The sequence below is a fragment of the Corynebacterium sp. MSK006 genome (assembly GCF_030232385.1).
In the GTDB taxonomy this organism is placed as follows: Bacteria; Actinomycetota; Actinomycetes; order Mycobacteriales; family Mycobacteriaceae; genus Corynebacterium; species Corynebacterium frankenforstense_A.
In genome coordinates this window covers 53300-65663 of sequence record NZ_JASPJZ010000015.1, presented here as the reverse complement: position 1 = coordinate 65663, position 12364 = coordinate 53300, and the positions used below count along the sequence as shown (strand labels likewise).

The window sequence follows — 12364 nt, the reverse complement described above, 5'->3', positions numbered from 1 at the left end:
CCGCCAGCCGGCTGGCGCTGCGTCGCGCGGCGGCGGGCCGGGCGCTCACCACGGCGTGCAGACGGTGCCCGTGCGCGCCCACGGCGCGCCGCGCGGCGTCGATAATCTCCTGGTTGTCGGCGTCCTCGGGCAGCATCGTGGCGGGGTACTCGAGGACGACGTCGCCGCCGAAGGCCGCGGTCAGCTCGCCGAGGCGCGGCGCCCAGGTGTGGTCGGCGAGCACGAGGCAGTGCCCGCCCAGGTGTTCGGCGATCGTGGTGAGACCCGGGTAGGCCACCGCGCCCTTCTCGCCGGTGGCCATGTGCGCGTCGGCGATCAGGTGCGACAGCCGCCGGTACCCTTCGGGCCCGCGGCAGATGACGGGCAGCACGCCGGCGTCGAGGCTGAGTTCGGCGCCGAAGACGGTGGGCAGGCCGGCCTCGGCGGCGGCCTCGGCGAAGGCGGCGACCCCGTAGAATCCGTCGCGATCCAGGATGCCGAGCGCGGAAAGTCCCAGTTCGACGGCCCGTTCGACGAGTTCCTCGGGTTCCGAGGCCCCACCGAGGAAGCTGTAGGAGCTCACCGCGTGCAGCTCGGCGAAGGGCACCTCGATTGACGACGTCGCGCGCCGCGCCGTGGGCGCGTCCGTCGCGGGCAGGTGGTTGACGGGCACCGGGGTGGGGCCCGGGCGGCCGGAGAGGATGCTTTCGATGCGTGACCAGCTGAGCGCCTCGCCGCCGTTGAACCTCATTGCAGTGATGGTACACCTGTTCGAATACGTGGGGAAGGTTCCCCGTCGCGCGGGTGGGCGGGCGGTGCGGGCCGTAGACTCTGGTGAAGTTGCGACCCGAGGAACTCCCGAGGAAGGAAGTGTGCAATGCGACTGCGCGCGGTGGCGGTGGCGGTGTGTGCGGCGGGCCTGACGGCGGCCCTGGCCGGCTGCTCCGGAGGCGACGAGGGCGGCGGGGACGCGCCGGTGCTCACGGAGGTCTCGGACTCGGGCTCGGCGTCCGCGACGCGGGGCGCCGACGCGACGACGCGGCAGGCGGCGGAGCGGACCTCGGAGATGTCGACCGAGCAGCGCTGCGACCCGGCGACGGTGGCGGCGGCGGGCTTCGAGGGGTACACGTACTCGTCGTTCTGCGACGGGCAGTGGAACCGGGTCGGCGTGCCGCAGACCGATGACGGGCGGCTGCTGCACTGGGAGAACGGCACGTGGGTCGAGTACGAGCGCGACGGCACCACGACGTGGGGGATGGCGCAGGCCTGCTACGACCCGGCGCGGCTGGCGGCCGACGGGATGCCGGCGGAGCTGCGGGCGAAGGTCGCGAAGTGCGACGAGGACCCGGGGCGCTCGCAGGCCTCGAGCAGCACGAGCACCACGCCGCCCTTGACGTCCATCGCGGGGCTGCGGCTGCCGGAGTGCGACGGGCGCGGGATCCTCATCGTCGAGTCCGTGCTGGTCGAGTACGGGATCAACGCGCAGTCCGTGGTCCACGAGGCCATGGCGCGACACCCGGGCGCACACTCGACCGAGCCCGGGCAGTGCTCCTCGCTGCGTGCCAAGCACGACGGCGCGACGGTCTACCCGATCTACTACGACCACGGCTTCGACAGGGCCGCCCTGTGCGCGGACAAGGCGGCGCGCGGGGGCAACGCGCGCACGCTCAACAACGACGGCGACTTCTCCGACCCCTGCTGACCCGGCGGGCCACTCACGTGCGCCACGCGCCCGCACTGACCGCCGACATCGACGATGAAAGAGGAACCGATGAAGCACTCCCCCACCCGCGGGGCCACCACCGGTACCGCCGATACCTGCGGCACGCACAGGGTCCGCACCGCGGGCGCCGTTCGCGCCGTGCTCTTCGTCGGGACCGCCGTGGGGACGATGGCTGTCAGCGCCTGCGCACAGGCTCCGGACCCCGATGAGGCGCCCACCTTGTCCGCCACCGACAAGAGCGCTGGCCGGACCGGCAACCAGACCACGGCGGCGACGGATTCGGCAGAGTCGCCGGGCGCTTCCCCGGAGCCGTCCGACGAGCAGGACAACGACCGGAGCAACGCCGAGTTCGTCGACGTCTCCCCGGAGCGCTTCGCCGCTCCGGGCGGCGCGGCGGACGAGATCGGCATCTTCACCGCGGACATCGGCGCGGACGCCAAGGTGACCTGCACCTTCGGCGACGACCGCGGCACCTACTGCACCGCGGCGCCGGACGACTCGGCCCCGAACCTGGAGGACATGGGCTACCTGCCCTTCACCGGCCGGCCGGGCGCGTTCGCCACCTCCGGCGCAGAGGAGACGCTCGACAGCGACGGCCTCTCGTGGGGAATCCTCGAGGGCGTGCCGCCCGCCGGCGGCGAGCTGCGCCCCGGCGAGCGACTGCAGACGCCGACGGTGACCTGCCAGCTCCCGGACGCCACCCGCCTGGAGTGCGAGAGCAACGGGCGCGCCTTCGCGATCGTCGACCCCGACCGCCACGTCGAGCCCGACATCACCCTGGCCGAGCACCCCGGCGACTGACCGGCCCGCGGTGCCGCGGCCGACGCTGTCCGACGCAGGGCAACTCCGGCGGGGCGCCCGCCGGACCGAAGCGTGAGCGACGCGTTGAGATGGGGAGCACTCCCTGTTCACGGTGTTATCGCCGATGTACAGGCCATAAAATTGCTGACATAAGCAATTCGGTTGACACCCACGTTGATCCCCACGGAGGCGCTCCCCATGTTCGGCCCACGTAACCACACCCCACGGATCGGCTCGCCGGCCACGGAGTCGGTCGCGTGTCTGGCCGTCACGGCGGGGCTGAGCGGCTGCTCCACCCCCGAGGCCGCCGACGCAGAGGCCGCTGCGACGGTCCGCGCAGGTGACGGGGCGAGCGCCTCGGCGGGCACCGAAAACGTGACGAAGCGCGGCCACGCCCCGGCGCCGACTCTCTCGAAGACCGCCGCGGAGACGCCCCGGCAGGACCGCGCGGCCGCGGCCCCGAGCAACGGCGCATCAAGCACCGACCCTGGCGCCGCCGCGGACGGCGTACCGGAGGGCCTGCGCGCGAAGCTGCTGACCTGCGCCCGACCTGCGCCCGACCAGCGTTCGACCAGCGTTCGACCAGCGCCTGAACGGCGTCCCCCCGTAATCTCAACCGCACACCCTTGAAAAAGACCGGAGACCGCCTTGACCCGTCGCACCTCCCCCGGCACCGCGCACGCTGCAGCGCAGGAACCCAGATGCCCCGCCGACCGGGATTCCACACACGGCCCGAACCACCACACGATCGAGCGCGCGGGGACCGTCGGCACCCGCGACCACGCCCCGCGCGCCGGCCGCACTGCCCTGCTCACGGCGCTCGCGGCGGTGGCCCGCGTCGGCCTGGCCGCCTGCTCCGGGGCGCCCGAGGGCGAGGGCCCCGCGCTCCCGGAGGCGACCGGCAGCCTGACGACGGCGACTCCGCAGGCCAGCCCGGAGAACCCGTCAAGCACGGCGCAGCCGAGCCCCGGGGAGACCACCGCGGAGGAGACCACCACACCAGAGACCGACGCCGCCGACGCAGGCGACGCAGGCGAGGACCCCGACGCAGAGACGACACCCGCCATCGCCGACGGCCCGCAGAACTGCGGCGAGGCCGTGCCCACGGACGAGGTCGAGGAGCGGTTCAAGGAGCAGAGCGGGCCGACCGACCTCTACGTCACGGGGATGACCTGCGACCAGGGCCGCGAGGTCCTGGACGCCTACCGCAACCTGCCGCCAGGGAACTACGGCAACGCCAACATCCGGAGCTTCGACGGCTGGCAGTGCTCCGCCCCCACCTACGGGAGCATCCAGGAAACCGGCAGGACCATGGGCTGCAGCCGCGAGGACGGGCGCGCCGTCTCGAAGATGCTGCGCTGGGCCGGAGCTCCCGAGCAGTAGCAGGCGTGCGACGGACGCGAGACCATCCGCGCGCCGAGCGCCCGCACTCAGAATCTCCGCAAGAAACCCGCGCGTAGAACACACCGCAGAACCGCACCCGAAAAACGGGAAAGCCGAGGACCCCACATGCACCGCTCCCGCATCCTGACCGCCGTCGCCGCCGGCATGCTCGCCCTGATCCCGCTGGCCGCCGGCTGCTCCGGCGACGACCGTGACCCGGCCGAGCCCCAGCTGGCGTCGTCGACCTCGACGACCACCGAGACCACCGCCGAGCACCACTGAGAGCACCTCCGCGGCACCCTCCCCCACCACCAGCGAGGCCGCGCCCGAGCCCGACGAGACCGAGCAGACCGAGCAGGAAGCGGAGGCCGCCCCCACCGCGGGCTCGTGCATCTCCCCCGCGACGGAGGCCGGTCTGCCGGAGCTGACCATCGCGGCCTACTGCGACGGGGTGTGGGCTCAGGTGGCCAAGCCCGGCACCGACGACTTCCGCGTGCTGCGCTGGGACGGCACCTGGCACGAGTACGAGAACCTCGGGCGGATCAAGATGGGGGCTCGCCCAGCAGTGTTACGAGCCCGAGATCGCCGACGCCGACGGCATACCCCAGGAGCTGCGCGACCAGCTCCCGTTCTGCGACTGAGCCAACAGCGTCCGCGCACCACGACGGACACCGGGGCACCCCGCCGCCCGCAGACGATCTTCCTACGTGCGCAATTCACCTCTCAGGAACGCTCCCGCGCGACCAGCCCGCTGACCTGCGCACACGACAACGGCTAGACCGAGCGGTACGCGCAGTGCTAGGGTAACCCCCGAAATAATGAACCGCTTCGTTCATTTTCCGAGACGAGCTGCACGTGCACACGTCACGCGCACCGCGTACCGCACGCCGCGCACCACGCACGGCGCACGGCGCACGGACGCGCAGGGCGCGCGCAACGGGACGTCGGAAATTGGGCGAGGCACGACGAACGTCAAGGGAGCACCCCATGTCCATCCGCCGCACCATCGCCGCCGGCACCGCCGCGATCATCTCCGTCAGCGCCCTCACCGCCTGCGGGGCCTACGACGACGCCCAGGACGGCGCCATCGACGAGAACGCCCCGATCCGCATCGGCACCACCGACTCGCAGAAGGAGGCGTGGCAGGTCTTCGAGGACAAGGCCAAGGACGAGGGCATCGAGCTCGACGTCGTCGACTTCTCCGACTACAACACCCCCAACGACGCCCTCGACCAGGGCCAGCTGGACGTCAACCTCTTCCAGCACCTGAAGTTCCTCGCCGCCTACAACGCCGGCTCCGACGCGGACCTGACCCCGGTCGGCTCCACCGAGGTCATCCCGCTGGCGCTGTTCTGGAAGGGCCACGACTCCCTCGACGGCATCGAGGGCGAGTCCGTCGCCATCCCGAACGACTCGACCAACCAGGGCCGCGCGATCAACGTGCTCAAGCAGGCCGGCCTCGTCGAGCTCAAGGGCGAGGCCCAGCTCGACCCGACCCCGAGCGACATCGACACCGACGCCAGCAAGGTCTCCGTGACCCCGGTCGACGCCGCGCAGTCCTCCGCCGTCTACGGCGAGGGCAAGCCCGCCATCATCAACAACTCCTTCCTCGAGCGCGCCGGCATCGACCCGAACACCTCGATCTACGCCGACGACCCGAGCAACCCCGAGGCCGAGCCCTACATCAACGTCTTCGTGACCAAGGCCGCCAACAAGGACGACGAGCGCATCGCCAAGCTGGTCGAGATCTGGCACTCCGACGAGGTCCAGGCCGCCAACGACCGCGACTCCAAGGGCACCTCGGTCTCCGTCGACCGCCCCGCCTCGGAGCTGCAGGAGATCCTGGACCGCCTGGTCGAGGACCAGAAGAACGCCAACAGCAAGTAGCAGGTAGGCTGCACCGATCGTGACCGACAATCAGCACAACCCCGCCACAATTGGCGACGCCGCGTCGCACGCCGTGGGCGGTTCCGGCGCCGTGGGCGCCGCCTCCGACACCGCCGCCGCGGGCGGCGCCGACCGCCAGGGCACCCGCCTCGAGCTGCGGGAGGTCTCCAAGGTCTTCCCGGGCAAGAAGGGCCACGCCGACGTCACGGCCGTCGACTCCGTGAGCCTGACCGTCGAACCGGGTGAGATCCTCGGCGTCATCGGCTACTCCGGCGCCGGCAAGTCCACCCTCGTGCGCCTGATCAACGGCCTGGACACCGCGACCTCCGGCGAGCTCCTCGTCGACGGCACCGACGTGGTGCCGCTCAAGGAGCGCGACCTGCGCGGTATCCGCCGGCACATCGGCATGATCTTCCAGCAGTTCAACCTGTTCAACTCCCGCACCGCGGCCGGCAACATTGCCTACCCACTGGAGCTGGCGGGCGTGGGCAAGGAGGAGCGCCGCCGCCGCGTCGCCGAGCTGCTCGACTTCGTGGGGCTCGCCGACCGCGGCGACAACTACCCCGACCAGCTCTCCGGCGGCCAGAAGCAGCGCGTCGGCATCGCCCGCGCGTTGGCCACGGACCCGTCGCTGCTGCTGGCCGACGAGGCCACCAGCGCGCTCGACCCCGACACCACGCAGGGCGTGCTCGACCTTTTGCGCGAGGTCAACCGGAAGCTCGGCATCACCATCGTGGTGATCACGCACGAGATGGAGGTCGTGCGCTCGATCGCGGACAAGGTCGCCGTCATGGAGGCCGGCCGCGTGGTCGAGTACGGCACCGTCTACGAGGTCTTCTCCGACCCGAAGACGGACGTGGCGGCGCGCTTCGTCGCCACGAGTCTGCGCAACACCCCGGACAACGTCGAGGCCGAGGACCTGCTCGCCCACGAGGGCCGGCTGTTCACCATCGACCTGACCGAGGAGTCCGGCTTCTTCGCCGCGGCCGCCGAGGCCCGCGACAACGGGGCCTCGATCGCCATCGTCCACGGCGGGGTGACCACCCTGCAGAGGCACAGCTTCGGCCGCATGACCGTGCGGCTGTCCGGCGACGAGGAGGTCGTCCAGACCTTCTACGAGCGCCTCCGCCACACGACGACGATTGAGGAGATCACGCGATGACCACCACCGTGCTGGCCGCCGACTGGGACCGCATCGGCGACACCTTCCTCGAGGCCATCTGGGACACCCTGGTCATGGTGGCGATCACCCTGGTCGCCGCCGGCATCCTGGGCCTGATCGTCGGCGTGCTGCTCTACACCACCCGACCGGGCGGCATCCTGCGCAACGCACCGGTGTACACGCTGCTCAACGTCCTGGTGAACTTCGTGCGCCCGATCCCGTTCATCATCCTGATCGTGGCGCTGCAGCCGCTGACGCTGACGGTGATGGGCACCTCCGTGGGACGCAACGCGGGCATCTTCGTGATGGTCATCGCGGCGACGTTCACCGTGGCGCGCATCGTCGAGCAGAACCTGGTCTCCATCGACCCGGGCATGATCGAGGCGGCGCGCGCGATGGGCGCGAGCCCCTGGCGGATCATCCGCACCGTGATCATCCCCGAGGCCCTCGGGCCCCTGGTGCTCGGCTACACCTTCATCTTCATCGCGATCGTCGACATGTCGGCGATGGTCGGCTACATCGGCGGCGGCGGACTCGGTGACTTCGCCATCGTCTACGGCTACCGTGCCTTCGACCCGGAGGCCATGTACGTCGCCGTCCTGGTGATCGTCGTGATCGTGCAGGCCGCGCAGTTCTTCGGCAACTGGCTGTCGAAGAAGATCATGCGCCGCTGATCCCGCGACAGGCCTGAAACCCCGGCACCGCTCCCCGGCGGGCCGGGGTTCCCTCATGCGGTGGCGTCGGCGCGCCACAGCACGGTGGCAACGCGCAGACGGTGAGAAAACGTGCGCGCGGGGCAGGCGCGGCGTCGGTAATCTTGGGGCGTGACGCGCAGACTCATGGCATTCGACCTCGACGGCACCATCCTCTTCGCCGACGGCATCCGGCCCGCCGACGCCGAGGCCGTCGCACGCTGGCGCGCCGCGGGCAACCTCGCGGTGACCGCCACCGGCAAGTCCATCGCTGCCACCCGCTTCGCCCTCCGCGGCACGGGCGTGGAGTTCGACTACCACGTGCTCAACACCGGCTGCGTGATCACCGACGCCGACTACCGGGTCATCGAGGCCGATCCGCTCGACACCGCGGTGGTCGCAGCCCTGGCCGAGGAGCTCGCCGGCGCCGAGGGCGTGAACCTCTACGCGACCACCCTTGACACCCGCGACCTCATCCTGCACAACGGGATCGGCGAGGCGACGACCTCGATCCTCGTCGACAACGAGAGCCTCGACGTCGCCGACATCCCGAAGCACGAATTCGTCGGCGCGCCGATCTGGGTGCCCGGCGACCCGGAGCGGATGGGGCGCATCGAGAGGTGGGTGGGCCGCTTCCCCGGGGCCTCCGCGGTGCGCAACCAGGACTTCCTCGACGTGATGCCCGCCGGCACCGGCAAGGGCGCGGGCATCGACCGGCTCGTCAGGCACCTGGGCATCGACCCGGTGGTCTACACCGTCGGCGACTCGTGGAACGACATCGGCATGCACCGCCGCGCCGACCACGCCGCCTGCTTCGACTACTCCCCCGCCGAGGTCAAAAAGGTCTGCGGGACGGTCACCGGGTCCGTCGCCGAGTTCATCGACGCCGTGCTCGCCCACGGCTGACCCGGGACCGCCACAGGGCCGGTGCAGGGCAGCCGCCGCCGGAAGTGGGCGGGCCCGGAACGGTGCAGGCGCAACGCGGGGCGACCGGTACCCCCGACGCGGTCAGCACGGGTCGGGCTCAGAGAGGTTCCACGGCGAGGGCGCGCCAGCCCTTGCCGCGCTTCGGCTCGTCGCCGCAGGAGGAGACCACGCCCTCGTAGGCGACCTTCTCCAGGGCCACGCGCCAGCGCCGCCCGTCCGGCGCCGCGACCTCGCGCACCGCATCAGCGGCCGCTCCGCCCAACGCAACGCCCGTGGCGCCGTCGGGCGCGGCGACGGTGAGGGAACCGGCGGGGGCGGGCGACGGGGCGTCGGCAAGCGCGGCGGCGACGGCGAGCTCGGCGACCTGGCCGGGCCCGTCGAAGCAGCCGCGCCCGCGGTTACCGGGCAGGAAGAGCTCGCCACGCGCGGCAGCGGCCATCAGCGTCCCGGCCGCCGGCGCGTTGAGGCGCCCGAAGGAGTAGCCCCACGGGAAGAGCAGCATCGACGGGGCGAAACGGTGGCCCTTCGTGTGCGAGGACTCCCAGACCCACTCGCGCGGCTGCGTCGCGTCGAGGTCGTGCGCGAGCGGGCGGCCCTTGATCGCGCAGCACGCGTCGCGCTTCGAGTGCGTGCACACCAGCAGCACCGGGTGCTCGATGCGCAGCGCTCCGTTGCGGCCCGGGCCAGACAGATCGAGGTCCAGGATCGCCTCGGGACCGGGCACCTTGAGCAGCTCGGCGACGCCTTCCGCGGTGAAGAAGAGGTACAGGTGGAACGAGTCGCTGCCGTCCGAGGCGTGGCCGCCGTGCCCGGCGCGCCCGACGCGGCGGATCAGCTGCAGGCCGGCGCCGTACGCCTTCAGGTGCCGCTTGAGGCGCCCCGTCAGATCCTCGCCGAAGGTGCCGCCGTCGAGGACGTCGCGGCTCCAGTGCTCCGGGTACTCGAGGGCGAGGCAGGTCGTCATGGACTTGGCGGTGCCGGGCAGCGTCTCGACCCGCACCTCCGAGCAGCGCGTCAACGGTTCCATGCGAATGAGCCTAGCCTGCACTGCGCGCGATCCACCCCCGGCCGCTACCGTGTAAGCCATGACCCGCCCGCACGCACGCCCGGCCCGCGCCGCGAGCCTGCTCTGCGTGCTCGCGCTCGGCGCCGCCTGCGCCGGGTGCTCGAGTGAGACCGAGGCCCCGGTCACCGGGCTGACGCCGCTGGGCGACGCGAACTCGGCGATGAAGACCGAGCGTCCCGACGGCCCGGCCGGCCTCGCCGTCACCGGCGTGCGCACCGGCCACCACGAGACCTTCGACCGCGTCGTCTTCGACCTCGCCTGCGAGGGCCACCCCGGCTGGTACGTCGACTACGACGAGACCCCGGCCAGCCAGGCCTCGGGGGCGACCGTGACCTACCAGGGCGCGGTGGCGCTCAACGTCAACATCGACGGCACCGCCTACCCCTTCGAGGTCGGCGTCGACGACCCGCACCTGACCCGGGTGGCCGCCCAGGAGGACGGCGTGGTCACCGAGGTCGTGCCCGTGGGCACGCTGGAAGGCCGCTCGCAGTTCGTCGTCGGCCTCGAGCGCGAGGTGCCCTACTCCGTGCAGGTCATCGACGAGCCGACGCGACTGGTCATCGACCTCGTGCGCAGCTGACGCAGTGTGCGCGGCGATTGCCGACGGCTGCGCCGCGCACGTCCCGCGAGCGCGCACCCGCCCGCCTCTGGCGCGCGCCGTGCGCGCACACGGCGCAGCAGGCGCGCGCCTGGCGCGGCAAGCGGCGCAACGACGCCGGAGACGCGGAACGCGCCACGCCGCACGGTGCGGGACCGCGGTGCGTGACGCGCAGCGTCGTCAATCGAAGGTCAGAACACGACGCGCAGGATGGAGACCGTGACGGCCGCGACGACGGCGGACGCCGGCAGGGTGATCACCCAGGCGGCGGCGATCGGCTTCATCAGGTTCCAGTTGGCGGCCTTGTTGACGATGCCCACGCCGAGCACCGCGCCGATGAGGATGTGGGTCGAGGAGACCGGCAGGCCCAGCAGCGAGGACGTCATGACCACGGCGGCCGCGGACAACTCGGCGGAGAAGCCGCTGGCCGGGTGCATCTCGGTCAGCCCGCTGCCGACGGTCTTGATCACGTAGCGGCCGACGAACCACAGGCCGGAGATCAGGGCGATGCCCATCGCGACCATGACGGCCAGCGGCACCGAGGACTCGGCGGCGATCTCGTTGGTCTTGAGCACGTCGAGCACGGCGATGAACGGCCCGATCGCGTTGGCGATGTCGTTGGAGCCGTGCGAGAAGGCGAAGGCCGAGGCGGTGAAGACCTGCATCCAGCTGAACAGCAGGAACGTCGAGCGCGACAGGTCCTGGCGCTTCAGGGAGCGCGCGAAGATGAACACGGCCATCCACACCACGGCGGCGATCATGCCCATGATGAGGAAGTTGCCGAAGTTCGACAGGTCCAGGTTCAGGTTCTTCAGGCCCTTGAACAGCATCATCGCGGAGATGATGACCGAGCCGCCGGCCGCCAGCAGCGGCACCCACACCTCGAGGGCGTGGTGGGCGTCGACGTCGTCGGCCTCGCGGTCGATGCGGTCGAGCTCGCGGTAGTAGTCGGACTCGAGCTCGTCGGGGTCGTGGTCCGGGTCGGAGTAGGTCGTCGCGTCGCGGACCATCGCGTTGGTGTAGGAGATCTGCTGGATCTCGTTGAGGCGCTCGAAGGCGTTCTTGTGGCGGGTCTTCAGCTCGGCGCGCTCGACCTTGATGTCGCGCAGGCGGGTGTCGGCGCGCTCGTTGTAGACGAGGATCGAGCTCTTGATGGAGCGGAACAGCAGCCAGGCGACCACACCGCCGAGCACCGGGGAGAGCACCCAGGAGATGGCGATGGTGCCGATCTCGCTCCACTGGACCATCGACCAGCCGCCCTTGCCGGTGATGAAGCCGACGGTCAGGGCTGCGCCGACGATGCCGCCGACGATGGAGTGCGTGGTGGACACGGGCCAGCCCAGCCGGGTGGCCACGAGCAGCCAGATGGCGGCGCCGAGCAGGGAGGCCATCATGATGTAGAGGAACTCCGAGGCGTCCAGGCCCTGGATGGCGTCGAGGTCGACGATGCCGGACCGCACCGTGTCGGTGACCTCGCCGCCGGCGAGCACGGCGCCGCTGACCTCGAAGATCGCGGCGACGACGAGCGCCTGCTTCAGCGAGAGCGTGCCGGCGCCGACGGAGGTGCCGAAGGAGTTGGCCACGTCGTTGCCGCCGATGTTGAACGCCATGAACATGGCGAAGACGATGGCTGTGATCAGGACGATGCGGCTCGCACCGTCGCCGACGAAGTCGAAGGACCACAGCGTGAAGATGATGATGGTGACCGCGAAGATGGCGCCGAAGGTCAGGTGCCAGCCCCAGTCGTTGGCCTGGGACGCGAGCGATTCACCGCCCTTTTTCGTTTGAGTCGTTGGTGATGCAGTCATGGGCCCGGTTCCCTTGTCTCTCTCCGGTTTCTCTGAGGGAGGCGGGCCGCCGTCGCCGGTGGGCACCGCCTCCACTGTGCGTGCAGGTTCGACGGTCCGCACGGGGCCGCACCTCCAGGTTGGTCGGACAGCGTGTCCACAGGGACTACCCAGTGTGAAGTCAGGGTTGCGCGCGCGTTAATTCTTCGTGCCGCTTGCCGACGTCCCGTCGGTCCCCGCCGGCGCACATCTGCGGCGTGGGCGGGGTGCGCGCGGGGTGGCGCGCGAGGGGTGCGCACGTGCACGTGTGCGCGCGGGTGAGCCCGGCCGCGGGGTGCCCGCGTGGGCGCGGGCGTGGG

12 protein-coding genes are annotated in these 12364 nt (G+C 71.2%); 9 read left to right on the top strand and 3 right to left on the bottom strand.

Features of this window, described 5'->3' with window-relative positions; translation table 11 throughout:
- The coding region (locus tag QQA02_RS09070) for a PHP domain-containing protein (protein ID WP_284864183.1) at nucleotides 1–730 on the bottom strand (730 nt) is incomplete at its 3' end.
- A gap of 126 nt (nucleotides 731–856) precedes the next feature.
- Here QQA02_RS09070 and QQA02_RS09065 point away from each other — a divergent pair.
- The 8 genes from QQA02_RS09065 to QQA02_RS09030 all read left to right on the top strand — a co-directional run bounded on the left by QQA02_RS09065 (nucleotide 857) and on the right by QQA02_RS09030 (nucleotide 8533).
- On the top strand, nucleotides 857–1681 hold the full coding sequence (locus QQA02_RS09065) for a hypothetical protein (RefSeq protein WP_284864182.1): 825 nt from the start codon (nucleotides 857–859) through the stop codon (nucleotides 1679–1681).
- A gap of 240 nt (nucleotides 1682–1921) precedes the next feature.
- Complete coding sequence (locus QQA02_RS09060; RefSeq protein ID WP_284864181.1) at nucleotides 1922–2503, top strand: hypothetical protein; 582 nt, start codon at nucleotides 1922–1924, stop codon at nucleotides 2501–2503.
- Between the two features lie 648 nt (nucleotides 2504–3151).
- Nucleotides 3152–3886, top strand: coding sequence for a hypothetical protein (locus QQA02_RS09055; protein WP_284864180.1), 735 nt, complete (start codon nucleotides 3152–3154; stop codon nucleotides 3884–3886).
- Nucleotides 3887–4012: 126 nt separating this feature from the next.
- Nucleotides 4013–4168: a hypothetical protein gene (locus tag QQA02_RS09050; protein ID WP_284776002.1), complete on the top strand. Its 156-nt coding sequence runs from the start codon at nucleotides 4013–4015 to the stop codon at nucleotides 4166–4168.
- Nucleotides 4169–4873: 705 nt separating this feature from the next.
- Entirely contained in the window at nucleotides 4874–5773 is a 900-nt protein-coding gene (locus QQA02_RS09045) for a MetQ/NlpA family ABC transporter substrate-binding protein (protein WP_284864179.1), read from the top strand.
- A 91-nt stretch (nucleotides 5774–5864) separates the two neighbouring features.
- A complete protein-coding gene (locus QQA02_RS09040; RefSeq protein WP_284864186.1) occupies nucleotides 5865–6935 on the top strand; it encodes a methionine ABC transporter ATP-binding protein in 1071 nt (356 codons plus the stop codon).
- Nucleotides 6932–7609, top strand: a complete 678-nt coding sequence (locus QQA02_RS09035) for a methionine ABC transporter permease (protein WP_284776006.1) — start codon at nucleotides 6932–6934, stop codon at nucleotides 7607–7609. The genes QQA02_RS09040 and QQA02_RS09035 overlap by 4 nt, the downstream gene beginning before the upstream one ends.
- Nucleotides 7610–7759: 150 nt before the next feature.
- Nucleotides 7760–8533, top strand: coding sequence for an HAD-IIB family hydrolase (locus QQA02_RS09030; RefSeq protein WP_284864178.1), 774 nt, complete (start codon nucleotides 7760–7762; stop codon nucleotides 8531–8533).
- Nucleotides 8534–8651: 118 nt separating this feature from the next.
- Here QQA02_RS09030 and QQA02_RS09025 read toward each other — a convergent pair whose 3' ends face one another.
- Nucleotides 8652–9581 carry a sucrase ferredoxin gene (locus tag QQA02_RS09025; protein WP_284864177.1) on the bottom strand — a complete coding sequence of 310 codons (930 nt, stop codon included), beginning with the start codon at nucleotides 9579–9581 and terminating at the stop codon, nucleotides 8652–8654.
- A gap of 58 nt (nucleotides 9582–9639) precedes the next feature.
- On the opposite strand from QQA02_RS09025, the gene QQA02_RS09020 reads away from it, so the two are divergent.
- Nucleotides 9640–10200, top strand: coding sequence for an AMIN-like domain-containing (lipo)protein (locus QQA02_RS09020; RefSeq protein WP_284864176.1), 561 nt, complete (start codon nucleotides 9640–9642; stop codon nucleotides 10198–10200).
- Nucleotides 10201–10409: 209 nt separating this feature from the next.
- Here QQA02_RS09020 and QQA02_RS09015 read toward each other — a convergent pair whose 3' ends face one another.
- A complete protein-coding gene (locus QQA02_RS09015; protein ID WP_284864175.1) occupies nucleotides 10410–12026 on the bottom strand; it encodes an inorganic phosphate transporter in 1617 nt (538 codons plus the stop codon).
- Nucleotides 12027–12364: the final 338 nt, after the last annotated feature.

What these genes read in the sequence shown, in the direction of transcription:
- QQA02_RS09065 (WP_284864182.1), top strand. Translation starts at nt 857, where the DNA reads ATGCGACTGCGCGCGGTGGCGGTGGCGGTGTGTGCGGCGGGCCTGACG.
- QQA02_RS09050 (WP_284776002.1), top strand. Translation starts at nt 4,013, where the DNA reads ATGCACCGCTCCCGCATCCTGACCGCCGTCGCCGCCGGCATGCTCGCC.
- QQA02_RS09035 (WP_284776006.1), top strand. Translation starts at nt 6,932, where the DNA reads ATGACCACCACCGTGCTGGCCGCCGACTGGGACCGCATCGGCGACACC.
- QQA02_RS09025 (WP_284864177.1), bottom strand. Translation starts at nt 9,581, where the DNA reads ATGGAACCGTTGACGCGCTGCTCGGAGGTGCGGGTCGAGACGCTGCCC.
- QQA02_RS09015 (WP_284864175.1), bottom strand. Translation starts at nt 12,026, where the DNA reads ATGACTGCATCACCAACGACTCAAACGAAAAAGGGCGGTGAATCGCTC.
- QQA02_RS09020 (WP_284864176.1), top strand. Translation starts at nt 9,640, where the DNA reads ATGACCCGCCCGCACGCACGCCCGGCCCGCGCCGCGAGCCTGCTCTGC.
- QQA02_RS09045 (WP_284864179.1), top strand. Translation starts at nt 4,874, where the DNA reads ATGTCCATCCGCCGCACCATCGCCGCCGGCACCGCCGCGATCATCTCC.